The 26,366-nt window shown below is 43.0% G+C and carries 18 protein-coding genes and 1 tRNA gene; 12 read left to right on the top strand and 7 right to left on the bottom strand.

The features are described 5' to 3' along the window. Positions 1–24: 24 nt before the first annotated feature. On the bottom strand, positions 25–939 hold the full coding sequence (locus tag ACFGVS_RS15250; RefSeq protein WP_090643953.1) for a PfkB family carbohydrate kinase: 915 nt from the start codon (positions 937–939) through the stop codon (positions 25–27). Between the two features lie 86 nt (positions 940–1,025). Here ACFGVS_RS15250 and ACFGVS_RS15245 point away from each other — a divergent pair. Beyond that, positions 1,026–1,102: transfer RNA gene (locus ACFGVS_RS15245), tRNA-Asn, on the top strand. Positions 1,103–1,228: 126 nt separating this feature from the next. On the opposite strand, the gene ACFGVS_RS15240 is transcribed toward ACFGVS_RS15245, so the two are convergent. Beyond that, the gene (locus ACFGVS_RS15240) at positions 1,229–1,480 is read right to left on the bottom strand and encodes a hypothetical protein (protein WP_439694608.1); all 252 of its coding nucleotides are present in this window, start codon (positions 1,478–1,480) and stop codon (positions 1,229–1,231) included. Positions 1,481–1,558: 78 nt separating this feature from the next. Between ACFGVS_RS15240 and ACFGVS_RS15235 the strand changes: the two genes are divergently transcribed. Both ACFGVS_RS15235 and ACFGVS_RS15230 read left to right on the top strand, forming a co-directional pair. Next, entirely contained in the window at positions 1,559–4,543 is a 2,985-nt protein-coding gene (locus ACFGVS_RS15235; protein WP_439694607.1) for a TOTE conflict system archaeo-eukaryotic primase domain-containing protein, read from the top strand. An 84-nt stretch (positions 4,544–4,627) separates the two neighbouring features. After that, the gene (locus ACFGVS_RS15230; RefSeq protein WP_439694606.1) at positions 4,628–5,698 is read left to right on the top strand and encodes a PDDEXK nuclease domain-containing protein; all 1,071 of its coding nucleotides are present in this window, start codon (positions 4,628–4,630) and stop codon (positions 5,696–5,698) included. Between the two features lie 269 nt (positions 5,699–5,967). On the opposite strand, the gene ACFGVS_RS15225 is transcribed toward ACFGVS_RS15230, so the two are convergent. Continuing rightward, complete coding sequence (locus tag ACFGVS_RS15225) at positions 5,968–7,683, bottom strand: GMC oxidoreductase (protein WP_439694605.1); 1,716 nt, start codon at positions 7,681–7,683, stop codon at positions 5,968–5,970. Positions 7,684–7,941: 258 nt separating this feature from the next. Here ACFGVS_RS15225 and ACFGVS_RS15220 point away from each other — a divergent pair, with 258 nt between their 5' ends. The 3 genes from ACFGVS_RS15220 (at position 7,942) to ACFGVS_RS15210 (ending at position 9,187) form a co-directional block, all read left to right on the top strand. Further along, the gene (locus ACFGVS_RS15220) at positions 7,942–8,109 is read left to right on the top strand and encodes a hypothetical protein (protein WP_177183734.1); all 168 of its coding nucleotides are present in this window, start codon (positions 7,942–7,944) and stop codon (positions 8,107–8,109) included. Then, a complete protein-coding gene (locus tag ACFGVS_RS15215; RefSeq protein WP_439694604.1) occupies positions 8,106–8,951 on the top strand; it encodes a universal stress protein in 846 nt (281 codons plus the stop codon). The genes ACFGVS_RS15220 and ACFGVS_RS15215 overlap by 4 nt, the downstream gene beginning before the upstream one ends. Before the next feature lie 104 nt (positions 8,952–9,055). Continuing rightward, positions 9,056–9,187, top strand: a complete 132-nt coding sequence (locus tag ACFGVS_RS15210; protein WP_255369787.1) for a hypothetical protein — start codon at positions 9,056–9,058, stop codon at positions 9,185–9,187. A 221-nt stretch (positions 9,188–9,408) separates the two neighbouring features. Here the strand turns inward: ACFGVS_RS15210 and ACFGVS_RS15205 are convergent, their stop codons facing one another. The 3 genes from ACFGVS_RS15205 to ACFGVS_RS15195 are packed head-to-tail and all read right to left on the bottom strand — an operon-like array spanning position 9,409 to position 12,533. Continuing rightward, complete coding sequence (locus ACFGVS_RS15205; RefSeq protein ID WP_439694603.1) at positions 9,409–9,819, bottom strand: hypothetical protein; 411 nt, start codon at positions 9,817–9,819, stop codon at positions 9,409–9,411. Next, entirely contained in the window at positions 9,791–11,056 is a 1,266-nt protein-coding gene (locus ACFGVS_RS15200) for an aminotransferase class V-fold PLP-dependent enzyme (RefSeq protein WP_439694602.1), read from the bottom strand. Before ACFGVS_RS15200 ends, ACFGVS_RS15205 begins: the two co-directional genes overlap by 29 nt. After that, the gene (locus ACFGVS_RS15195; RefSeq protein ID WP_439694601.1) at positions 11,046–12,533 is read right to left on the bottom strand and encodes a M1 family aminopeptidase; all 1,488 of its coding nucleotides are present in this window, start codon (positions 12,531–12,533) and stop codon (positions 11,046–11,048) included. The genes ACFGVS_RS15200 and ACFGVS_RS15195 overlap by 11 nt, the downstream gene beginning before the upstream one ends. Positions 12,534–12,699: 166 nt before the next feature. Between ACFGVS_RS15195 and ACFGVS_RS15190 the strand changes: the two genes are divergently transcribed. The 6 genes from ACFGVS_RS15190 (at position 12,700) to ACFGVS_RS15165 (ending at position 25,040) form a co-directional block, all read left to right on the top strand. Next, the gene (locus ACFGVS_RS15190) at positions 12,700–13,617 is read left to right on the top strand and encodes a glycoside hydrolase family 16 protein (protein WP_439694600.1); all 918 of its coding nucleotides are present in this window, start codon (positions 12,700–12,702) and stop codon (positions 13,615–13,617) included. Positions 13,618–13,859: 242 nt separating this feature from the next. After that, positions 13,860–17,540: a family 78 glycoside hydrolase catalytic domain gene (locus ACFGVS_RS15185; RefSeq protein WP_439694599.1), complete on the top strand. Its 3,681-nt coding sequence runs from the start codon at positions 13,860–13,862 to the stop codon at positions 17,538–17,540. Between the two features lie 12 nt (positions 17,541–17,552). Next, positions 17,553–18,992, top strand: coding sequence for a nucleoside hydrolase-like domain-containing protein (locus ACFGVS_RS15180; protein ID WP_439694598.1), 1,440 nt, complete (start codon positions 17,553–17,555; stop codon positions 18,990–18,992). Positions 18,993–19,774: 782 nt separating this feature from the next. Next, positions 19,775–23,374: a hypothetical protein gene (locus tag ACFGVS_RS15175; protein WP_439694597.1), complete on the top strand. Its 3,600-nt coding sequence runs from the start codon at positions 19,775–19,777 to the stop codon at positions 23,372–23,374. Further along, on the top strand, positions 23,371–23,820 hold the full coding sequence (locus tag ACFGVS_RS15170; protein ID WP_439694596.1) for a response regulator: 450 nt from the start codon (positions 23,371–23,373) through the stop codon (positions 23,818–23,820). The genes ACFGVS_RS15175 and ACFGVS_RS15170 overlap by 4 nt, the downstream gene beginning before the upstream one ends. Next, positions 23,817–25,040 carry a phosphorylase family protein gene (locus ACFGVS_RS15165; RefSeq protein WP_439694595.1) on the top strand — a complete coding sequence of 408 codons (1,224 nt, stop codon included), beginning with the start codon at positions 23,817–23,819 and terminating at the stop codon, positions 25,038–25,040. The genes ACFGVS_RS15170 and ACFGVS_RS15165 overlap by 4 nt, the downstream gene beginning before the upstream one ends. A gap of 427 nt (positions 25,041–25,467) precedes the next feature. Here the strand turns inward: ACFGVS_RS15165 and ACFGVS_RS15160 are convergent, their stop codons facing one another. Beyond that, positions 25,468–25,755 (bottom strand): DUF6922 domain-containing protein, encoded by a 288-nt coding sequence (locus ACFGVS_RS15160; RefSeq protein WP_274211746.1) that lies wholly within the window; start codon positions 25,753–25,755, stop codon positions 25,468–25,470. Between the last annotated feature and the right edge of the window lie 611 nt (positions 25,756–26,366).

The raw sequence follows: 26,366 nt of genomic DNA, 5'->3' as shown, positions 1-26,366 counted from the left end.
TTGAAGAGGATTTAGGTGAGGCTCTTATATCTCAAACTTGGCCAATCCCACAAATTGGGCTATGCGGGCAGCAATTTCTTCCTGTGTCAGGTTTCTTAATCTTTCAGATCCAAACTTCTCCACGCAGAATGACGCCAGGGCCGAGCCATAGATGATGGCGTTTTTCATGCTTTCGAAGCTCACGGTGCCCGCTTTGGCCATATAGCCGATAAACCCGCCGGCAAACGTGTCGCCTGCGCCTGTGGGGTCAAAAACCTCCTCTAAGGGGAGGGCAGGGGCGCTAAATATTTTATCCTCATGGAAAAGTAAGGCCCCATGCTCGCCTTTTTTAATAATAAGATATTGCGGCCCCATTGTTAAAATTTTACGGGCAGCCTTTACCAGTGAAAATTCGCCTGATAGCTGGCGGGCTTCCGCATCGTTGATGGTTAGTACATCTACCAGCTTCAATGTTTTCAGCAATTCATCCAATGCAATATCCATCCAAAAGTTCATGGTATCCATTACAATGAGTTTGGGGCGGTTTTTAAGACGTTCGATAACGCTTTGCTGAACCTGTGGTGATAAATTGCCCAGCATGAGGTATTCGCAGTCCTGGTACGATTCGGGAATTATCGGATCGAAATCGGCCAAAACGTTCAGCTCAGTAACCAATGTATCACGACTGTTCATGTCGTTATGGTACCTGCCACTCCAAAAAAACGATTTCTCGCCCTGTTTAATTTGCAGCCCTTCGGTATCTACATTGTGCTTGTTCAGGTCTTCAATTTCGCTCTGCGGAAAGTCATCGCCCACCACGGCAACGATATTTATATCGTCAAAAAAGTAAGAAGCGCCCAAACTTGCGAAGGTTGCCGACCCGCCGACGATTTTATCCGTCTTCCCGAAGGGGGTCTCAATTGCGTCAAATGCCACAGTACCAATAACTAACAAACTCATGGAAAATATTTTAAATTTTTTTTGCGCAAATATTGTGAAATTACCGCAGAAATTATACTTTTGCACCACTCCAAACGGAAAAATAGTCCTGAGTAGCTCAGCCGGTTAGAGCATCTGACTGTTAATCAGAGGGTCGCTGGTTCGAGCCCAGCCTCAGGAGCCACAAAATCAATGATTTATCCCCACTCTGGCGAGTGGGGATTTTTTATTTTCACACATTTCTCACACATTTTTGAAGTTTTCTCCCAGGGACACTGGGTAAAGTTTTCAATTTTATTTTTTAGCTTGTCTAACTCGTTGTTTTATAGTTGTTTGTTTTGCTTTTTAAGCCTGAAATATGGTTCGAGCTTTTCGGATTCGTCCGGTGTCTCGTTTTTGGAGGAAATAAAGTTTTGTTTACTACTTGCTTAGCCAAAAAATACAATAGATTAAGATATCTTTCAGCATCCGATTTAGATAATTCAACACCTCTTTTCTTAAAGTGAGTAATTATTTGAGAGGTGCTAATAGATTGTTTTAAGTCTTCGTGTATTGTTTTCATGATTTATAAATTATAGTTTGTAAACACTAAAATAAACTGATATTTGAATAGCTTGATGTAATGAGTTCAGAGTGGTAAATGAAAGATGATCGACTAAACTTATACAAATCCCTATTTAAAGGCAGAGAAGATGTGTTTGCTTTAAGGTGGGAGAAAGGTGGCAAAAGCAGCTATATGCCTGCTTATAGTTTCGATCCCAACCGATACCGGCTCCATCAAATGAAAGGCGGCACGTTCCAAACCTTTACCGATAAAACTTACCTGGCGCTAACCGACGACCATTTAATCAAACACCTCAAAGGCGAACAGGTTGTTGGACTGTACCCATTGTTGCAAGATAATACGTCCTGGTTCATTGCGGCCGATTTTGATGAAGCTGATTGGATTGAAGAATGCAGGGAATTTATAAAGGTTTGTGAGGAGCATGATATACCAGCTTATTTAGAGCGTTCACGATCTGGCGAAGGAGGCCATGTGTGGATATTTTTTGAAGAGCCCTACGAAGCATTCAGAAGCAGAAAGATAGTGATGTACCTGCTACAAAAGATAGGTATAGTTTCGATCTTCGATAAAAACTCAAGTTTCGATCGGCTTTTTCCTAATCAAGATTACCATTCAAAAAAAGGCTTGGGCAACTTGATTGCGTTGCCGTTAAACAAAGTCAGTTTAGATAAAGGCAATAGCTGTTTTGTAGATACTGAAACATTACAGCCCTTTGATGATCAGTGGGCATTTTTAAAAACAATCGACAGGATCGCAATAAGCCAGCTAAATCATATCTACAAAGAGCAAACTAATCAGGACGAAATATCTACAGGTTTATTTCAAAAAGAACAGCCCATCACTGGTAAGTTGGCGATTGTATTAAATAACGTAATTTATATTGGCCGCGTAGGTTTGCCTGCTTTACTTGTTGGTTTTCTGAAAGAGGAATTAAACTTTGTCAACAATGAATACCAGATAAAAAAGAATATCAATAAAAACACATTCGGCATAAAACGTTACTTTAAACTACTGAACGAAACATCAGAATCCATTTCAATTCCCCGTGGTTTCATCGGTAGGCTATTGCGTTTTTGTAAAGAGCAACAAATCGACTATACCCTCGAGGATCAAAGAAAGAAAAACGGAGAGGTTAAATTTAAGGGTTCTATAATTTTGAGAGAGTATCAATTACCCGCACAGCAAGCAGCCACTAAAAAGGATTTTGGAATTATTGTTGCTCCGCCTGGCTCAGGTAAAACGGTTTTGAGTTTGGCTATTATAAAAGATAAGCAGCAGCCGGCTCTCATTTTAGTCCATCGTAAACAATTGGCAGATCAGTGGATGGAACGCATAGAATCCTTCCTGGGCATTCCTAAGAAAGAGATTGGTCGTATTGGACAGGGGAAGAACAAACCCGGTAAACACATTACCGTCGCCATGATCCAAAGTATGGAAAAAGCGTTGGACTCATCAGGGTCCCCGGAACTAATGAATGCTTTTGGCACTATTGTCATTGACGAATGCCATCACATACCGGCAGAAACCTATCAGCGGGTTATCGGGAAACTGAATAGTTACTATATGTACGGGCTTACGGCTACACCATTTAGAAAGTACAATGATGGTAAGCTGATATTTATTAATTTAGGTGAGATCATCCACGAAGTTAAAGCGCCGGAGGTAAAAAAACAATCAGGTACGCAGATCATCGTCAGAGAAACAGAGTTATTTGTCCCCTTTAATATCAAAACAGACAAATTCGAAACGCTTTTTAAGATTTTGATACACGATTCGGCACGCAATCAACTCATTTTAAATGATGTGGTTTCGCAACTAAATACCGGTAAGAAAGCCGTTATTATCACAGAGCGGAAAGAGCATATCACTTCTATCCAACAATATTTAAAGCAGCAATATGATACCATTGCATTAAGTGGCGAAGATTCTGACTTAAATAAAAAATCTAAATGGGCTGCCATAAACAAAGGGGACTTTCAAGCATTGATTACAACGGGCCAATATTTTGGTGAAGGAACCGACATTCAAAATATAGAATGCTTGTTTTTAGTTTACCCCTTCGCTTTTGAAGGTAAGCTAATTCAATATATAGGCAGGGTACAACGATCTGAAATATCACCTGTTATCTACGATTATCGCGATCACAAGATCAGTTATCTGGAAAGACTGTTTCAAAAAAGAAGCCTTTACTATAAAAAGCTCGATCAAAATGGCTTAACAAGTCCAGTAGATGACAGTGAAGTTGTAAGCGGTCAAATTAATGAAAACGTTGAAGTGGCAATTGAGCAATTGGAGTTCGGGTTTGGCAGCATTGCTTTTAAACATAAGATTGCCGATTTTAGTGGAAGAGAAGTGGAGTTTGAAATCGAAAACCTGAATATAAGGCCAGAATTTACGGTACTTAAACCATACTTCATCCGATTTCTAAAAAGCACAACGGTATTTATTAATATCCGGGCAACATTTCAACATAACAGGTTGGTTTTTAAATCTGCGTCCTCCAATGACCTTGATAAAATAAACCGCGAGGTTATTGAAAGTGTAAAGTTTCGTTTCTTGAATAAAGAAATCATTAAGCGCGTTCCAGCAGGTGAAGAAAATTTATTGGATGCCGGGCAATTGCAAAGTGGCGGTGAACAACTGATTTATGCAAATGAAGATGACTTATTGGAAAATATCTTAGCGCTTAAGCAATATAAGCACCATCGCCAGCTCCGATATCTTTCTCAAAAACACGAACGAGCGATATTGAAACTTCGTTTTGTATTGGAGCCTTTCTCATTTGTTTTTTTACTCGCCGGTATCAATCAATACCATTTGATTTGGGAAACATTGGATACTGAAGAGGCGACTTATATATGGCATATTGAAAAGTCCGTTTACGAATTGGAGCGGGGTATAAAGCGGATAGATGCGCTGCTTGGACAAATACGGTTGAAAGGCCGGCAGCAATATCTCGAAAACAACCCCGAGAACTTCAGCCGTATTGTTCACGACTATTCCGATGAAACAAAGGGCTTGATAATTTGGAAAGATCTTCTGGAAGAAAAGTTATTTTAAGTTGATTATCGTAATCTTCTACTTCTAATTTGGTGTCTTGCTTATCATTCTTTAAGTTTATCACTAAATCATTTCCGGGTTACTATGGATATTAAAGATTATCAATCCTTGTTAACAGACATAAAGGCAAGAATTCGCAACGCGCAAACTAAAGCGGCTCTTGCGGTAAATGCGGAATTGATTATGCTTTATTGGGATATCGGTAAAACTGTAAAGCAACTTCAAAGCGAACAAGGCTGGGGAGCTACGGTTGTCGCACGATTAGCCAATGATATTAAAAATGAGCTGCCGGAGGTAAAGGGGTTTTCTGAACGAAATCTTTTATTTATGGTTCAATTTTATAAGGAATATGATACCGAAGATCTAATTGTGAAACGGCCTGTTTCACAATTAGAAAATTCTAATCACGCTAACATTGAATTTATGAAACAAGTTGTTTCACAAATTCCCTGGGGGCATAATATTTTGCTAATCCAAAAGGTTAAGGAAAAAAACATACGTCTTTGGTATGTGCAACAAACGCTTTTAAATGGCTGGAGTAGAGATGTTCTTTCATTAATGATAAAGAGTGATCTTCATCTTCGACAGGGAGAAGCAATTAATAATTTTTCAAAAACCTTGCCCAATCCACAATCTGATTTGGTAAAGGAAACGCTAAAAGACCCATACATATTTGACTTTATTACAATTGCACAGCCTTTTACGGAACGTGAGTTGGAAACTGAACTGGTAAAACATGTAGAAAAGTTTCTATTAGAATTAGGTGCCGGCTTTGCTTTTGTCGGTAGGCAATACAAATTAGTTGTTGGCGATCAGGATTTCTATTTAGACCTCTTATTCTATCATCTTAAAATGAGATGTTTTGTTGTAGTTGACTTAAAAAGAGGCGACTTTAAGCCCGAATATGCGGGCAAAATGAATTTCTATTGTTCCGCAGTGGATGACCTAATAAAACATCCGACTGATAAACCTACCATTGGTCTTATTCTTTGCCAAACAAAAAATAAAGTTATGGCAGAATATGCTTTACGGGACATGAATAAACCCATTGGAATTTCGGAATTTGAATTAACCAGATCATTGCCGAAAAACCTGCGGTCAAGTTTACCAACTATTGAGGAAATAGAAAATGAATTAAAAAATGGCAGCGACTAACTGAGCTCAATCGTCCGTTACTACTTTGTGAATATTTACTTTCAAAAAGCAATAGATCATATACGGCTCTCGCCCAAATTTCCAATTCTTTTTAATTTTTCGATGAATTGGTTCGAAAAAAAGCCACTGTGGGGAGCCTCAAAAATCAATGATTTATCCCCACTCCGGCGAGTGGGGATTTTTTATTTTCGCACAATTTTTGAAAATTCACATTTCGTATGGTTGTCAAATACCATGCTTTCCGTCGGGCATGGTGGCCTAAATAATAACTATATTTCGTCGCGTTGTAACGCTGCTGCCGCATGATTGGCCGCACGGGCAGTTAGTGCCATAAACGTTAACGAAGGATTTTGTGTACCGGTTGAAGTCATACAGGCACCATCTGTGACATATACGTTCTTGCAGGTATGTAGCTGGTTCCACTTATTGAGCATTGATGTTTTAGGGTCTTTACCCATTCTTACCCCGCCGATTTCATGAATATCAAGTCCTGGATTTTGCCCACTGTCGGCGGTAATAATGTTTTTGCACCCCGCTTTATCCAACATTTCCGCGCCTTGTATTAAAAAATCTTTTAATAATCGCACATCGTTGTCATCATAGCCAACTGAAATTCGCAATAGCGGTATGCCCCATTTATCTTTGAGATTGCTGCTCAATTGCACCATATTGTTAACCTTAGGAATGGTTTCGCCTTGCATCATCATAAAAACGTTCCACTGCCCGGGCTCACTTATTGCCTCTTTAAACCCTGCCCCCACTGTTGGTCCATCCGTATTATGTCCCCAAGCAGCACGGGTAGCCGTATAAAAAACCATATAACCCCTTAAAAAATCTGTTTCTTGCTTGTACAAATTTCGAAAATTTGGCATCATCACTGCGGTTGGCCTACGTCCGTAATAATACTTATCCATGGGGCCGTCAAAACTTGCCGTTATCGAACCCCGATAATTGTGAAATGCAATATATTTACCCAACAGGCCGTGGTCATTCCCCAATCCGTCAGGAAAACGCTTAGAAGTAGAATTGAGTAAAATAAGGTTAGTATTCAACGTAGATGCATTCACGAATATAATCTTAGAAAAATATTCCACAGCCTTGTTAGTATGAGCATCAATTACGCGAACACCTATTGCTCTTTGCTTGCTTTCGTCATAAATGATGGAATGAACAATGGAATCTGGCCGGAGCGTTAATTTTCCTGTTTTACTGGCCCAAGGTATGGTTGATGAATTAGAGCTAAAATAGCCTCCAAACGGGCAACCCCGCTCACATAGGCTACGTGCCTGACATTGTCCTCTGCCTTGTTGTAAATGAATTTCTTTAGGTTGTGTCAGATGAGCACATCTACCTATAATCACATTCCGGTCGCTGTAATTAGACATTATCCGTTTTTGTATCTCTTTCTCAACCACATTCATGGTCCAGGCTGGCAGAAACTCGCCATCAGGCAGTGTTTCGAGGCCATCATGATTCCCGCTTATACCAACAAAGTGCTCAACATGGCTGTACCAGGGAGCAATATCTTCATAACGGATCGGCCAATCAACAGCAAACCCATCGCGGGCTGGACCTTCAAAATCGAATTTGCTCCAGCGCTGTGTTTGACGCGCCCATAATAATGATTTGCCACCTACCTGGTAACCCCGTATCCAATCAAATGGTTTATCTTGCACATAGGGATGTTCTGCATCTTTAACAAAAAAATGCTCACTTGCTTCGCTGAAAGCATAACAACGCTCTGCAATAGGGTTACTTTCTTTTATCTGAAGTGGCAAACGTCCGCGATGCGGAAAATCCCAGGGGTTCATGGTTGCAGTAGGGTAATCTTTGATATGTACTACGTCTTTACCTCTTTCCAGCAGAAGGGTCTTGAGGCCCTGCTCACAAAGTTCTTTAGCAGCCCATCCGCCACTGATGCCCGAACCGATGACAATTGCATCAAAAGCGTTATTCGGAAGTTCATTAAAATTTACGTTCGCCATGGTGACTTAAGTTTGTCAATGCAAGATAATAACGGAATGCATAAAATGGAACACCGTTTTTACCGATGTAGATTTGCGCTGCCTCCTGTTTCCTATTTTACTTTATCCTTCTAAACGTTAAAGCAAATGAATTTGGCTTTCTATGCCGCCTGCAGTTTATGCCTGGTTAATGTGTTTAACATCAATTATTTGGGTGCTATTAATCATTCTTCAATGCCAGCTCTTTAAATACTTTTGAAGGTATCAAATACAAAGGTTATGATTAACAGGAATAACCCGGGCCCTTCTGCCGGCGGCCGGCGTCCGCTGGAAACGGAGATTCCGCTTTCTGAAAAAGATGAGCAGGCCCGTTGTATGGAACGCATGCGAAAATTGCAAAGCGAAGCGCTTAAACTATGGCACGAATTAAAAGAGAAACGTAAATGAAAAAAATACTCGTACTCACCGATTTTACAGCCAATGCCTCGCACGCGGCGGCGGCGGCGCTTCGTATTGCCGCCAAGCTGGATGCTGGCATCTGTTTATACCATACCTTGCCTTATATTCCGTTGATACCCATCGATAGCGGCGGCCCGTATGTGGCCGAAACGGCCAACATGCTCTTTGAGGATAGTAAAGAACGCCTGATCCAGGAGGCTGACAAATTAAGAGAGGTTTCGGTAATGGTAATGGGCCATTGCCTGTACATTGAAGAAAGAAACGGTGAGGGCAGCCTTGGCGACGTCATCGGGGACCTTACCGAAGAACCGGACATTGAAATGGTGATTATGGGAGGCAGATCCGGGGGCGCACTGGAACATCTGATCACTGGCAGCAACACCGCTGCTGTTATCCGGAAGGCCCGGAAACCGGTGCTTATCATCCCCATGAATGCAATTGTAAACGTGCCGGAAAAGGTTGTTTTTGCCACCGATTTTGGAACATCTGATATACCGGCAGTAAGCTTTCTGCATAATCTGGCAGTGCGGCTGGGTTTTGACCTGGATATTGTTCATATCATCCCTCGTAATGAAGTAGTAACCGGGATCGGTGCCGAGGTTGCCTTTCGAAATTACCTGGTTCGCCATGAGCTCAGCTATAACCAGGTGCAGGAAACAGATGTACACAAGGGGGTACAGCATTACTGCGAGGAAAACAGTGCCAGCCTGTTAGCCATGTCTCATGGAGAACATTCTTTCATTGCCAGGATGTTCGGCCATAGCGAGTCCCGGGCGATGATCGCTGATCAGCGATTGGCGGTGCTGGTTTTCCCACCCGGTTTTAAATAAGCGGGGCGGCATGATGATGGATTTACACCGCTTATTTTAAATAACTGACGAAAAGGCACTTTTATTAAAAAATGAATAAAAACAAGTAATGACGAATATCGGCTATGAAAAGGTTAGTAAAGATAAGAAGAGCCGACGGGAAAATTAATCCGTATCCCTTCCTGATCCTGGTAGCGGTGGTCATGATTATCCTATTTACGGTGTTCCGTTTTATTTTTCGGAACCAGGTTTTTTAACAGGTATACCTGGCCGACAAAGCCGGACGATAACGGCGACGGGCCGTAAAATCTTTATAGCCACCATTCCCTTTTAAGCAGCAGGAAAATAAAAACAAGGCCGAACCAGGCAGGAAAAAGAACAGAGATCAGGAACATGTCCTGTTGCGCAATGCGCACCTTTATTAGTGATATATTTTTTTCCAGGACATTGCCAGTTTAACTTGACGGGACGGGTTCCCTCACTCAAAAATTTCCGGGAAAAAGCCGTCACCCGGAGGCGGTAAATCATAAGGCGATATTTCCTGTGGCCTTTCTTCGGGTTGAGCATATGGGGCCTCCGCCGGAGTGGGTGGTGGTGTGGGCTCAACCGGAGGTTTTACTTCGGGTTGTGGTTGTACGGCGGGCGCTTCTGTGGGCAGCGGCTTATCCCCATTTCTTTTGATGGTCATCGTCTGGATCTTTACAAGTAAAGTAATTGGATTTAAGGCGTTCAATGGGTGATTAGTATCATTATTCCAATTGATATTGATCACCAATAATGAAGCATTTGGCCAATTTTTGGTTATATAATTCAGCGATATGCAATTGCGGCGTTTGCTATGGCCAAAAAGTTCGCCTAAATCAGGAAAGTACGCCAACCAGGTGCTCAATATCGCCCATGGTATTGTATACCGACGGCGATACCCGGAACCGGTTTTCATAAAGCTGTATGTTAATACCCGCCGCCGCCAGTTTTTGGTGCAGCTTTTTTTCAGCCCCTTGCAGGGCAAAGCTTACTATCGGCGATGTTGATTCAGTTGGCGTCATGGGTTGGTAGCCCAGCTTAGGCAATTCCTGTTGCAGTTTATCAAGCAGGGGCTGACGGTACTTTTGTATGTTATCCACGCCGGTTTGCAGCAGGTAGTTTAAGGAGTATATAAGCGCCGGCACGGCGGCATTGCCCAGGGTGCCCACTTCAAAATAATTGCGGGTTTTGTCGCCCTGCACAAATTCAAACGGGGCGTTCCCGGCAGCATCAAAAGGAAAAACATGCGATTGCATATCTTTTAGCTGGCGGTAGCCAAACTGGCTGCGTTTAATTAACGGTAGTCTGTCTTTCCGTACATATAAAAAACCTGCGCCAAAATCGCCCATTAGCCATTTGTAGGTGGCGCACGCACAAAAATCAACACCAAGGGCATGCACATCTATAGGCACCGCGCCTGCTGCCTGTATAATATCCGCGTATACCAGGGCTCCCCTGGCGTGGGCTATGTCACAAAGCGCCTTCAAATCGTGCTGGAAGCCGTTAATCATCGATACCAGCGAAACTGCTACCAGTTTTGTACCCGGTGTTATGGCGGCATCCATATCGGCCAGTTCAATTTTATTGTTTTTGGGCATAACCATTTTTACCTCTGCCCCTTGCCTGGCCATTTCCGAGTATAAGTACAACGAACCATCAAAATGGTAAGCATCGGTAACTATCCTGGCAGCTGTTCCTGGTAAGCCAAGGCCATTTACCACCAGGTTTTCGCCCGCCATGGTACTGGGCACCCATGAAATCTCGTCGGCATCGGCATTTATCAGGCGGGCAAATAAGGTGCGGGCGGTGTTTCTATCCTGGTCAATCGTATCTGCCGCTTTTCCATTCGCCATCCTGAAATCAAGGTAACTTTTGATGTTTTCAGCGCTGCCAATGCTCATAGGATGGGTATAGGCAGCGTTTAAAAATGTTCCTTTAATTGCAAACTGGTCCCTGGCGGGGAGTGGGTTGTCGTTAACTAACCCGGTGCCTGGCTCGTTAGCCTGGTTTTTGGCCAAACTGTTTAATAATCCCGGTGCAAATGGTAGCACGCCCAAAATAGAAAGCAGGCTCCTGCGCGATGGGCTGTAATTATTGGGCATAGATTTTTTTTAAATTGATTGTTTTGCCTATGGTTAAAACCGGTATGCTATCGTGGTAATTCATCTTAAAGCCATCAATTAGCCGGATGGTTTTAAAGTCGAGCGGTTTGCCTTTAATCAGGTAGGTTTGTATTTCGTTACGTACCTGCTTTTTGGGGATGAATTTTGATGCCGCGGCAATATAATCGTCCAAAGTTAAATTGGCGGCAGGGTTTGCGGCATGAATCTGCCGGTTTCTTTTAAATAAAGTCAGCAGGAAATCCCTGATAGAAAGTTTGCCGCCCGAGGCCAGCCGGATTTGGTTATCGAAGTAAAAGGCATAAATGAAACCTCTTTTATAAGGCAGGGTCTGGTAGTTTTTATCAATCCAGAATTTGGCAGCGATGGAGTCATTTGGCGCGTTTTTTACCTGGCTGCTATAATGGTCGTACAAATTGTTTTTATTCATATAACCCAAAAAGGCGGCCTTATCTTGTATGCCCGATTTTACCAGGTTAATCATTGTTACGTAATCATTAAACCCTTCGCCAAACCATTGGTTGTCAAATTCATCGTTGCCAATTTGCATGTTATTGCCAATCCATGAATGCGAGGTTTCATGGGCCAGTACCCGTTTTTTATCGTCATCAAATTTTCCCGAATAGCGCATAACAAAGCCATGCTTCTGGCTGTACCCGGTGGCCCATGGCTTGTCAATTGATAAAAGCGGCAGCACGCTGATGTAATAGTAAGGCGCTTTGTCGTCCTTCCAAAAATCGCGCAGCCCCGGAAAATAGCGCTCAAAAAAGGGTTTAAGCTCGGCTTTTAAGTTGTTAATGGTATCGCTTTTTGATGTAATGGAATAATAGGGGATGCCGTGTACTTTGTAGGTGTTAATAACCAGGTTGGCGCCCATCAGCATCAGTACATCCTGCTCCTGTTTAAGCGTAATGGTTTGTTTAACAGCCGGGCCGGCGCCGGCTGCGGTTGACATAAAATAAGGTAAACCCGCCGGAAATGTATCCCATTGTATGCTTGCCTCCATGGCCGGATGCCCCACCGGGTTTATCATAAAAAACTGGGGCACCAGGTATAATATATTGGGCGTTATCAGCGGGCGAAACAGCTCATCAACTGTTGCCCGTTTGGGGTTGCCAACCAATTGGCCGTTAATGGTATAGCTTATTTTCGTTGGCCCCGCGCCGGTATGGTAAACCGTTATTTTCCTTTCGCGTGGTGTAAGCTTTATTTTGTCTTTAGTGTTGATATTTTGCAGCACGTTAAAAATCTCCTTTTGGCCGCCAAAATTGAGGTCGCCGTAAATAAATACGGTGCTATCTTTGTTTGCGGGCATATAGTCGAGGCTTACCTGCAGGATGGCCGATTTTCCGTCCCAGCCAAGATGATAGGCTAATGGCGGGGCTGTATTTTTATTTTGTGCTTTTGCAAAAAGGGAAATACTGCAAAGAAGATAAATTACCGGTAGCAATCGGGTCATGGGCTGTTTCAATATCTGGCTACAATATATAAAATTTGCACCGCATTAAAATCACAGCTCATTGGAGAGGTAGGGGGGAGTCGTAAACAACCCCGTCCTCATTGGCTGCCCATAAATTAGGCGCTTACAGATATAAAACCCGATATTGAACAATAAAAATAATACGATGGAAATAGCTCCGAATACAACGCTTTTTACCACTAAGCATTACCATAAAGCAAGTGTTCTTTTTGTTGCGATGAAACGGATGGTTTTAAGCTTAGCATTCCTGGCACCTTTAATAGCACAAGGCCAGCAAATTCAGCCTGATACCGTTGGCGGGTATAAGCAGGTTTGGGCCGATGAATTTAATAACGAGGGGGTGCCCAATCCCGCCAACTGGAAGTTTGAGCAGGGTTTTGTACGCAACCATGAAGACCAATGGTACCAGGCCGGCAATGCCAGCTGCCACAACGGGTTGCTGGTAATAGAAGCTAAAAAGGTGCACCTGCCCAACCCTGCGTATGTGCCTAACAGTACCGACTGGCAGACCAGCCGACCGTTTATTGAATATACATCGGCCTGTATGAATACCGGTGGCCTGCAAAGCTGGCAATATGGCCGGCTGATTATGCGCGGCCGGATAAATACCGATTTGGGCTTATGGCCGGCCTTCTGGACCTTAGGCCTTAACAAGCCCTGGCCATCAAACGGTGAAATTGACATTATGGAATTTTACCAGGATAAACTGTTGGCCAACATAGCTTGTGGCACCGATGTACCCTACCAGGCCAAATGGTACAGCAATATCAAAAAACTCGATGAATTTGAGCCCGGCTGGAACCAGCGCTTTCATACCTGGCGAATGGATTGGGACGAAACATCTATTAGCCTGTATGTTGATGATATATTACTTAACCACGTGGCTTTAAAAAACCTGGTTAACCAGGACGGCAGCAACTTTAATCCGTTTAAGCAGCCGCATTACATCCTCCTAAACCTGGCCATTGGCGGCGATAACGGCGGCGAACCATCGGCAACCACTTTTCCAAAGCGGTTTGAGGTTGATTATGTGCGCGTGTATCAAAAATACAAAGCCGGATAACCAGCTTTATCAATATACAAGACAGTTCATGACGGTTTCACCGTTTCAACACGTATTATTGTGTAAATAATTATAAAACCAAAGTCTGAATTTTAATTGGGTTGATACATGGCTATCGGGGCCGCAATGGTTGCGATAGTTGGCACTTATTGCATGGGCAATAGGTTATGCTGGTGTGTACAAACCAAACGGGTGGTTTTATTATTGACATTATTAACCTTTGTATAACTTATACCCCCTTCATGAAAAAGAGTTGCCTGTTCGCTTTTAAAAGTATTACACTGGTTTTCGCCTTAGTTTTTTTCGTTTATCCTGTTAATAAGGCAGCCGCATTTACCATGCCGCTAAAGGCCAATCCCGCGGCCAGCATTGATAACCTGCAGGTAGAGTATACCGACAAGCCAATAGGTATTGATGTGGAAATTCCCCGCTTTAGCTGGCAAATGAAAGCACCGGCAGCGGCAAGGGGCTACATCCAGTTATCCTATCAGCTTGAAGTAAAAGATGGCACAGGTAAACCCGTTTGGAACAGCGGGAAGATAAACAGCAGCAAATCATCGGGTATTGAATATGCGGGCAAAAAGCTTAAAGCTGCCACCCGTTACACCTGGAAAGTTACCGTTTGGGACCAAACAGGTGCCATGTTAACCAATACATCCTGGTTTGAAACGGGCTTGATGGATCCCGACCCCAAATTATTGGCCTGGGACGGCGCCACCTGGATTGGCGGCGGCAACAACGATTTGGTTTTATATTCCAAATACCTGCCCGTTTTTAATATGAATTACAAACTGGCCATTGCGCCCGGTAGCACCCGTGCAAGCATCATCATGGGTGCCAATGATGCCCGGTTAATGGATAAAAACAAAAATATTTTCCAGGTTGAAAATAAACTGAACGAGAGTTATTTTAAAATCGAGCTGGATATTTCAAAGCTGGGCAGCGCCGGTACGGGTAACGCCAAAATTAACATATACCGTAGCGGTTATACCGGCAATGATACCGCTACACGGGTGCTAAAATCGTTTGATATTAAAACAAGCGTAATTAACGAAGGCAATAAAAACAAAGAGCACCGTTTTGCAATCAATAACGAAATGGGCACTTTAACCTTTAGCGTAGACGGCGACTATGATTTCCTGGTAGATAATGATAAAACCCCTGCCGCCGCCCAGCCTGTTTTTCCGCCCCGCGGGCCGCACCGGGCGGTAATAACCCTTAACCCGCTGGGCGCGCGTGATGTAATCTCGTTCGGTTTGCTTTGCGATATTGGTTATGCCGTGGATGCCGGGCAGCAGGCCGCATTTTCGGGGCTGGAGGTATCCAACGCGCGCAAACCGGGAAATACCTTGTTTAAAGAGGACTTGTCGGCACAAAATTATGCGGGTATTTATAAATCTTTCATAGGCAGCGGTGACATCAGTATAAAAAACAACCGCTTCCTGGTTTCGGGCGGTAGCCAGGGTGTTTTTGCGGTGGCCGACCCAAGCCATAACTCCATGCCCATGCTACGTACCCAATTTGAAACAAACAGCAAAAAAATTGCAAGTGCCCGCCTGTATGTTACAGCCCGGGGCATTTATGAGGTTTACCTGAATGGCAAACGCGTAGGTAACGATTACTACAACCCCGGCCTAACGCAATACAATATTACCCACCTGTACCAAACCTATGATGTTACCGCCATGGTTACCAACGGGCAAAACGCCATAGGCGCTATGCTGGGCGAAGGCTGGTGGAGCGGCTTGTTAAGCTATGGCACCATCTGGAACCACTTTGGCGACAGGCAATCGCTACTGGCCAAACTGGTTATTAAATATGCCGATGGTTCAAAAAAAGTAATTACTACCAACGATAAAGATTGGAAATATTACAACAAAGGCCCCATAGTTTACAGCAGCCTGGATATGGGCGAGGTTTATGATGCATCATTAGAAGCCGGAATAAGCAACTGGAGCACCATCAATTATAATGATAACGCATGGCAAAAGGCGGTTAAGGTACCGGTGGATGGTACCGCTTACTCGGGTGTATCCTATGATTATTTTGGTCATAAGGACGATCTTAATTATGATAAGCTATCGCTGATTGGGCAAATTGGCCAGCCCGCCGGCATTTACAAAACACTTACCGCCCAAAGTATGCAGGAAGTACGCAAAGGCGTTTATGTGTACAACATGGGGCAAAATATGGTGGGCGTGCCCAAAATCTATATCAAAAATGGTAAGGCCGGTAAAAAGTTATTGTTGCGTTATGCCGAAGTTTTATACCCGGCCCTCAAAGAATCGGGTAAGAATGTGGGGATGATCATGACCGAAAATTACCGCGGGGCCCTGAGCCAGGATGTGTATACCATGAAGGATGGTGAGCAAACATTTCAGCCGCACTTTACATCGCACGGGTATCAGTATATTGAAGTTACCGGGGTTGATGAACCGCTGCCGTTAAGCGCCGTGCAGGGTTTAGCCATGAGCTCTATCCACAAGCTAACGGCCGATTATGTCACTTCAAACCCTAAAGTGAATAAGCTGTGGTCAAACCTTACCTGGTCAAACATCGATAACTTTTTAACCATCCCTACCGATTGCCCGCAGCGCAACGAGCGCATGGGCTGGTCGGGCGATATCAGTATTTTTTCGCGTACAGCTACCTACCTGTCCAACAGCGACCAGTTTTTAAGGCGGCACCTTTTTGCCCTGCGCGATTTGCAAATGCCCAACGGAAAATTTACAGATATTGCCCCGGTAGGCGGCGGTTTTGGCGGTGTGCTTTGGGGCAGCGCGGGTATCACTATCCCCTGGGAAGCATATCAGCAATATGAGGATGTTGCCTTGTTGAAAGAGCATTACCCGGCCATGGCCAGGTACATGAGCTTTATCGACTCCACCATCAGCAAAAAAACCGGCCTCAGTTCCGATTCGCAGTTAGGCGATTGGCTTGGCCCGCAAAACAACCAGCTGGGTACCGATTACCTGGTAACGGCTTACCATATTTTCGATTTGGGTATTATGGTAAAGGTTGCCATCGCTTTAAACAAGCCCGAAGACGCTGTAAAATACCAGGAAAGATATATCGAACGCAAAGCCTTTTTTAACAAAACCTTTATCAATGCCGATAAAAAAGCGATGGGACTTGTTGGTCGTGGAGCGTTTGATCCGCCGGGCACCAAGCAGGAATTTAAAGTAGCCGATATACAAACTGCTTATGCCGTTGGGTTATCGTTAGGGGTTTTTAACGATGAGAACATTCCTTATATGGCCAAGAACCTGCAGGCAGTTGTAGAGCGCGAAAACAAGGACGATGGCGGTATTACCCGCCCTAAATACTCCCTCATGACCGGCTTTATCGGTACGGCCTGGATCAGCAAATCGCTATCCGATTACGGGCACACCGACCTGGCCTACAAGGTGCTGCAAAACAACCATTACCCCTCATGGCTATACGCAATTGACCAGGGCGCAACTACCATATGGGAACGTTTGAATGGCTATACGGTTGAAAACGGCTTTGGCGGCAACAACAGCATGAACTCCTTTAATCATTATTCCTTTGGTGCCATTGGCCAGTGGATGATGGCCTACTCACTGGGCATCCAGCGCGGCGAGGTTGGTTTTAAAAACTTTATCCTGCAACCCGAGCCCGACCCAACCGGCCAGATGACCTACGCCAAAGGCTACTACGATTCGCCCTACGGCAGGATAAACAGCAGCTGGAAAATGGCAGGTAATACCCTAACTTATACCGCAACCGTACCGGCAAATACCAAAGCCACTTTATACTTACCCGCTCCGTCAGCTTCGGCGGTAACCGAAGGCGGCAAACCCGCTGCAAAAGCAAAAGGCATCAAGTTTTTGAAATATGCCGATGGGAAGGCTGTTTATGAGCTGGCGTCGGGGAGTTATGCGTTTAATGTGGTGAAGTAGAGGATGGAAATAATGAAAGCAAAATTCATGCTGGTTGCGCAAGTGGTATTAAGTATTATACTGGCAACACCCATTACGGTTTCTGCACAAACAATTGCCAAACATCGCCTGATTGTTATTACCGACATCGGAAACGAGCCTGATGATTTTATGTCGATGGTCCGGTTAATGCTATACACAAATCAAATCGACATCGAAGGGCTCATCGCTTCAACATCCATTCATCAATCAAAAAAAGTTAGCCCGCAACTCATTGAAAAAGTTATTCGTAGTTATGAGAAGGTGCAACCTAATCTTCTAAAACATGAACCCGGATTTCCGACAGCGCAAAAATTATTAAGCCTGGTAAAAAGGGGGCTTCCGGTTTATGGGATGGAAGGCGTAGGAAAAGGTAAAGATTCGGAAGGGTCGGACTGGGTGATCAAAATGCTTGAAAAGAATGACAGCCGCCCTTTATGGGTGACTGTTTGGGGCGGCCCGAATGTACTGGCGCAGGCACTGTGGAAAATCAGGGAGACTAAAAGCGAAGGGGAAGCAAAAAGGTTGATAAGCAAGCTCAGGGTATACACGATTTCGGACCAGGATAATTCGGGGCCATGGATACGCAGGAATTTCCCTGGCCTGTTCTACATCGCAAGCCCGGGAAATTATTATGCGGCTACATGGTCGGCCATTTTAAGGGTATTTCCCGGCGCCAACAACGAAGTTGTGAGCAATGATTGGCTTATGCAAAATATCCAGCAGGGACATGGGCCGCTGGGGGCAATTTATCCGGATGTATCTTTTGGCATGGAGGGCGATACCCCGTCCTGGCTCTCGCTGATTCCCAATGGACTAAACAACCCCGAGCATCCAAACTGGGGAGGCTGGGGCGGACGTTATGAATTTTACAAACCGCCCTTTGACCCCAAGCTGAAATGGATTGTTCCGCTGGAAGAAGAGACGAGACCATTTTGGACAAATGCCGAAGACGAATATACACCCTGGGTGCAAGGCAAATGGGGGCGTGCCATTGTAAAAGACACAGGTACATACAAAGACAACCATGTAACCATTTGGAGATGGAGAGAAGAAATCCAGCATGATTTTGCGGCAAGAATGGCCTGGTGCAATACGGATTATAAAGCTGCCAATCACCCACCGGTTGCCAAACTCCATATGCCCGAACAGCTCACGGTAAAATCCGGCGAGACATTTAGTCTTGACGGCAGTGCATCCTATGATCCTGATGGAGATGCCCTGAGTTTTCACTGGTTTCAGTACCGGGAAGCGGGAACGTTGCATGATACAATAGCGGTTACTCCGGCAGAAAACATGTCTGTCATTCCGGAACTAAAAGCGCCGGAGGTAGGTAGTCTGCAAACTACTCACTTCATTTTGAAGGTTACCGATAAAGGAACGCCCCGGCTAACCCGGTATAAAAGAGTAATTGTAACCATTCTTCCAAAGTAACGAACGATAACAACAGGACATTTTTTACAGTCAATAATAGTTGAAAAGGCAAGGGCGAAAAATTTCATTTTAGCTTGCATCCAAAGGCCGCGGTTAATGCGGCCTTTTGTTTTGTGCGGTGTCCGTTCGCCCGGTTGGGTTGGGGTGAGGTTGGATAGGCGGACAAGGTTTTGACTGGGCTTATCTCCACCATGTCATTGCGAGGTACGAAGCAATCTCCGGGCTGTGCATGGTGGCTATGCATGGCGTATACTTAGTATGCGGACCACAAGGGTGGACCCTTGCGGTAGCGGAGGGGGAAATGTGCGATTCCCCTCTTGAGAGGGGCGGAGGGGTGTGTTTATACACGCGCAATGAAAACGCGGAAAAACACACCCCTGCCAACGCACTTCCCATCCCGCCCCCTCTCGAGAGGGGAATAAGAAACATATTTGATAATCAACAACTTATATGGATGATATTATAAGGTGCGAAGTAATCTCCGGGCTATGCATGGCGTATACTTAGCATGCGGACCACAAGGGTGGACCCTTGCGGTAGCGAGGGGAATCTAAAAAGTATCACCTATTTATTTAAAGTCAAATTTCAGCCGAGAGATTTATTGACTTTTAACTATACTTTATCAAAAAGCAAACTCATTTTGACTATCATATTAATATGCGCATGCTAAGAAGAATTCACAATAAATATTTGTTCGGATAATATATATATATTTGAATTTGGCTAACCCTTATGACTGTCTTTGTTGCTTTTATCGGGTTTTCTGCATAGTAAAATAATTTATGAACCCATTTGCTTCTAAACCGACAGTATCAAAAAGATCTGCAAAAAAAATATTGGCGAAAGACCTTATCGCACAGTTAAAAAAAGGAATACTTCCGGCGGATATAAATAAAAACTTTCTTTCGAGACAAATTAGGTATACATTGACTCACCAGGAGGCAGACCGTATCATTAGTCAGTTAGATGAAAGTACCTATGAGTTTGTTTTCGGAAAGCCAATCGCAGACGGATATGAAAATTTCACAAAAGAACCTGGTGTGCATGTCGAAGATCTTAATGCAGAGTTATTGTGGATTGGCCGTACTATAGAAGAATACGCAGATGAATTGACCCACTTCGTCTCGTTGGAAAAAGAATATTCACGCTGTTTATTATTGGGAGATTATAAAAAAGCTGGTATTATAATCGACCAAATTGAACAATCGATTTCCTATTCTAACTGGTCATTACAACAAAAGTTAATCATTGCTGAGTTCGAAAAAGGATTTAAAGCAAATAAAAATCTTTTAAGTACCCTTTTATCGGACGATAATTCGCTGGTGACGAATTTTATAAGCAGTTATACGAGTATCCGTATAGAAAAAAACATATCGCCCCTGCAATATGACAATATACTCAAAGATTACATGGAAGCCGTTGATAAAAGCCTTCACGATTTCATTCGGGTTAAAGTTGACTTCTTTAAAACATTTGCCTACGAGGGCTACAGCGCCATTCTCAATTTAGAAAGCCGCCAGTCTATTATTGATCAATTCCTAGCTTTTAAACAGGTTGCCAAATTATTATTGTGTCAAAAGGAAGTAGTTACAAAACATAAAATCGGAACCGTTAAGCAAATAGTACGCGAATTGCATTCTTTGATACCAAGCGACGAGAGTTTAAGAGTTCTTGGTTTGATGAGCGATATTTTACCTGGGTTTATTCCCGCTGATCGGCTTTTTTTGGATTTGGCTGATAGTTATACCGTCGGTAATTACAAATACGTTGTCGAAATAGCACCGGATTTTATCCGCGCCAATCCGTCGTCCTATCATGCGATACTTTTATATGTGAAGGCCTGTGTTAATACAGGTCAACGTTGTATTCAATTTAATAAAGCGGGTTGTATTATTGACCAGCTCACTTTCCACTTATGTAAGGTTTTAAAAAAGGATGACGAGTTCTCTTTTGAGAGTTTTGCGGACGCTTACAAATTTGTTCACCAATTAGGCGATCATCCTTTAGCGAATGGTTTTTTTTACCTTTTAACCCAGGAATTGCCATTTCGTTTCGACGCAGAATGGCAAATCAATTTATTCAAATTTTATGTCTGTTCATCGGTTACGCTGAACCCCGTGCTAAATCAATTTTTGTTACCGGATGATCGACAGAAATTTTTTGATAAGCTTATTGGGGAAAAGACTGAGTCACCCACCATTTCGCTGATCAGAACTATTCAAGCGACTCCGGTACAAGTTGAAGATTCAAATTTATCTGTGCGGGCGCTTAAATACTTAGCGATTACACTAAGAAATAAGAAACAGTTTCAGAACGCCTTGCCATTATACGACCGCATTATTTCGAGCGAAGAATATCACGAAATGTCGAGGTATTCGCATTACAAACTTGACATTTTAATAGGGAAATATCATTGCCTGTTTCAGTTAGGGGACTACAAGGCTGCAATGGAATTGGCCACATCAACCCTGATCCAAAATGAGAATTTTCAGGAGCGTTTTTTCGTCCCACCGTTATTGGAAGAACTAACCGGAGATTATGGAAGTCAGTTGGCCGGCAATATTTATCTTCCAATTTACCTGACTTTTTATCGCGGAAACATTGAAAGCTACGATCTATATGTCGCTTTCGATAATTATTTAGACAGCAAGCAGGTGGATCGACCTAGCGCTTACATCAAACAATTAGAAGAGTATACCAACCTTGACATTTGTTTCTTAGAGAAAGTATGTACCCATGATGTTCTTCATTCTTCGCCTGCGTTTGAAAACCAGGAAGAGTTAGATTTAGAGCGATTAGAAATTTGTAATTTCTTATTAGGTAAAAGTAATAATACTACGGCTATTGAAACTGAAATATCTGAGTTATGGCGAAAAATTTTAGTGCGAAAAGGGATTAAACAAATTAATTTCAGTAAAATATATGTAGATGTCCCAGGTTTGAAAGATTTACTTAGAGGACAGCTCAGAGAGAATTTCAACCGAAATATTGAGATTGCTGCTTTGCCGCTGGACCAATTACAGAAAATCGTCGATTCTTTGGGCAACATATTGGTCTACTATTTAGAACGTGATGATGATCAGGATATGCCTGTCGATCAAAATGACCAACAAAAGGTTGAAGAAAACATCAAAAACCTAAAACTGACTAGTTATAGTCGCTTTCGACATTTTAAGGAAGCCTTTTTGAAAATACGCGATCAGTTTATTGAAAATAAGGATCATGGATTAGATACCTATTTAAGTATGCGTATTCGGCATGGCACGTTATTGGGTCAGATCAGGAGCGTTTTTGAAACTCACAATCTGATTACCGTAAAAAATGAAAGCGGAAACGAGTACTTCCCGAATGAGTATTGGATAACACGGTTCGACCAGCCAGAACTGAACGATTTACTGAATGAAACGTTGGGTAAATTTTCGAAGGCAATTGATGAATTAGCCGAACGCTTAAAGGCGGAGACGATACAAATTAAAACAGAGGCAAGCAAAGTTTCCCGCGGTCTATTCGATTATTCTTATTCTGAAGATGAACTACTAAAATTATTCCAAGAAAAATTTGGCGCAATAAAAGATTTCGAGGCGTTTATGGAGAGCGGTATTGAAGAATTATGGGCTAAGACAGAAGTTGGACTTGCGGAGATCAAAAAACACCTCAATGGTGAGATGGTCTCCAAGTTAGAAGCCATCTTCAACGAAGCCGAAACAAAACTATGCACCTTGTCTTTTAAGGAAACCGAACCTGCGCATGAAGTTTTGCAGGATCTAATTTCTACATTGCGCAAATGTCAAACAGCTATAACTGTCGAAATGGGGAATATTTCAGAATGGTTTAATCGCAGCAATAAAAAGATCATTGAAGAATTTGATTTCAAATTATTGATCGATTCCAATGTAGACACCCTCCAAAATGTTAACCCGTTATTTGCCGGCGCGGAAATTATTAAACGGGAGGACTGCGATCTTATCCTTGACGGTGACCTGTTTCCACATTTTACAGATATATTGTACTATCTACTGGAAAATGCGCTTAAACATAGTAAACTGCCTTCGAGTGAGCTATGGATTAAAATAGAAGTATTTCAAAAGGATGATCGTATTCATGTTAAAGTGAGTAATAACATTTTGGACGACGACGGTCATTTGGCCACTACGCGCAGTAATATTGCCGCGACCAAAAAGAAGATCGAGTCTGAAAAAACCTATGAAGATATCAATAAAGAAGGCGGAACCGGTTTCCCAAAGATCAAAAAAACCTTGAAACATGATGTTAAGCGTAAGAATTTCACCATCGATCTTGATCTTTTAATGGCTGACGGTAAACCCTATTTCTACACAGAAATATCTTTTGAAACTACAAATTTACCAATTATCAATAAATGAGGATACTATTAATCGAAGACGATCCTAAAAAGTTAAAAGCTCTAATGGAGTATGTGGACGCCGAGTATCCTCAGCACGAGTTGGAAACTAGAATGTCGTATCAATCTGGCTTGAAAGCTATTTTAACCAACAAATTCCAATTGATTTTGCTGGATATGCAATTGCCAAATTATGATATCAAATCTGGCGAAGACGGCTATAAGCACCGTGCGGTCGCAGGTAAAGATATTCTTCGGGAAATTAAACGTAAAAATATAAATTGTAAAGTAATCATCATCACGCAGTACGACTCTTTTACGGAAAATGGCCGTATCTCGTCGTTACAGGAATGGCGCAATGCGTTTACTAAAGAATTTCCAAATCATTATTTAGAAATCGTTTTTTACAAACCAGGTTTGTCTGCCTGGAAGAATCGTTTAAAGGAACTTATCACCACTATAACATGATTAATATACTTGTGATCGATGACGACAAAAAAAAAGTCGGTAAGATCTCTGATTTTTTGAATACGATCCCAAATTGCATATTTGAAGTGGCACCTGATCTGGTGTCAGCACGCAGGTTACTTCAAGAGCGCTTTGCTTTGGCTATTATAGACATGAATTTGCCGGAACGTTTTTCCGACGACCCCAAAGAAAGTGCAGGTATGGACTTTATTTTGGAAATTAAAAAAAGTAAACGGCTGAAACTTCCAGAACATATTATTGGTTTGACCGAGCTTACAAACTTCAACGAAAAATACAAAAGTATTTTAGAAGAAAATCTTGTGTCGTTAATTAAATACGACAGTTCAGCGATCAATTGGCAAACCACGATCAAAGTTAAAATCGAGGAAATCTCAGCACAAAAGGCAGGGGAAATGGCAGAAAAGTCATATGGATGTGATGTTGCATTTGTGACAGCATTGCTAACACCAGAACTGGAAGCAGTCCTTAAACTACCTTACAACTGGGAAAAGTTAAAAATTCCAAATGATTCAGCCAACTATTCGATTGGTAAATTGATGCTGGATGATGGCAGAGCAATGAACATAGCTGCGACTCATTTGCCGCAAATGGGAATGGTAGCCACAGCTACAGCTTGTACTAAACTCATTGAGCACTTCAGGCCACGCTACATGATCATGACTGGTATCTGTGGCGGTGTTGAGGGTAAAGTTAATTTAGGAGACATTATTATCAGTGATATGTCCTACGATTTAGATAGCGGGAAGCTTTCCGATAAAGATGGACAACCCGTGTTTGAGCCTGATTATCGTTCCATTCAACTCGACGCCGGTTTGAAGAATGCATTAATGGGTTTGACCACAGATAAAAATATTTTACGCGAAATCAAAGACCAATGGCAGGGCGATGCACAATCGGCTGAATTAAAGTTACACATCGGTCCTATGGGTTCAGGCGCCGCCGTAATTAGCCATGCCGGCTATATCGAAGAAAAAATGAAGTATCAACGCAAACTAATCGCCATCGATATGGAAACATATGCGGTCTTTTATGCGGCACAACATTCAACTGATCCAAAACCAACAGCGTTATCTATCAAATGCATATCAGATCATGCAAATGCGCATAAAAATGACAATGTTCAAAAATATGGTTCTTTCATTTCTGCCAAAACCGCTGATCATGTTATTAGAAACGTTATTGCACATATGTTAAATTAACAAATCGCAAATGTTGCAGGGCGGTTGGAATTAGGTAAGGCGAAGATTCCGTCCCCGCGCTGGCGCACGCGTGTCGAGTGTGCCCCACATGCAAATCACGATTTTATTGTGACCCTAACCCCTCAACTCCCCGCAACTCCCGTTAGCGATTGAAACGTATACAGGCCAGGCGGCTAAGGCCTGTGTAGTATGAGTGTAAAGCGCGGGCCGCAGGCAACGGCGGGAAAAGAATCAAGAGGCGAGACAAAATGTTCGGTAGGTAAGGACGAAATTATTTCCTTTGTTTTCCGGTGGTAAAAAAGTTCGTTAATAGATGCTTCCTTCGTCAGCATGACAAGGGATATTTTCCCGCTGGCGCACGCTTCCCGTATGCAAATCACGATTTTGTTGTGAACCCTAACCCCTTAATTCCTGCAGTCCCCGGCTTTCATTTAGAAAAACGGGCGAATTGTTTAACGTGATAACGTCTTGCAACTAAGCGACAAATTTGATTACTAACCCTTTCTTTTGTGGTTTTTAGTTCGCGAGCGATAACTGCTTTGGGATAAAGCACTTCAAGTTTAGCAATATCATTTGTAAATGTTAATGGCGTGGTTGCCATTAATGCTCTTGGAATAATGAGATCGCGATCATTATCAATGTCAAGGCATGACATATCCACATCCCAAAACAGATGCTTTGGAAATAGTTCATCTATATGGATATTTCTTATCATGATATACAAATATACAAATCTATTGAGCTATTCAATAATACCGTTATGCCTGTAATTCAATTAAAGTTTAGCTAAATTGCTATGTTTACGTACGGTTAACCCGAAGCAGGCGCACACATCTCACATCTGCCTCACACGCAAATCACATTTTGTTGTAAACCCCAACCCCTCAATTCCAGCCGCTCCCGTTAGCGATTGAAACGGATACCGGCCAGGCGGCTAAGGCCTGTGTAGTATGAGTGTAAAGCGCGGGCCGCAGGCAACGGCAGGAAAAGAGTCAAGAGGCGAGAATCAAGACAAAATGTTCGGTACGTAAGGATGCAATTACTTCCTTTGTTTTCCGGTGGTAGAAGAGTTCGTTAGATGCTTCCTTCGTCAGCATGACAAGGGATATTTTCGAGGTATGGAGGCGTATAGCTCTTTTTGATTACAAGTCACCCTTTGCGCCACCACCTACGCGATGCTTCCGCTCAATCCGAATTTTGTCCGGGTTAAAAATATTAACCATTGGTAGTGTACCACCCCGTACCACCCCGTACCAGGGTGTACCAGGGTGTTTCACCCCGTGTCAGGGCGTGTCACCCTGTTTCATCCCGTACCGGTACACACAC

Origin of the sequence: Mucilaginibacter sediminis (genome assembly GCF_051903035.1) — a bacterium.
Taxonomy (GTDB): Bacteria; Bacteroidota; Bacteroidia; order Sphingobacteriales; family Sphingobacteriaceae; genus Mucilaginibacter.
This window is presented reverse-complemented; position numbering and strand designations above follow the sequence as displayed.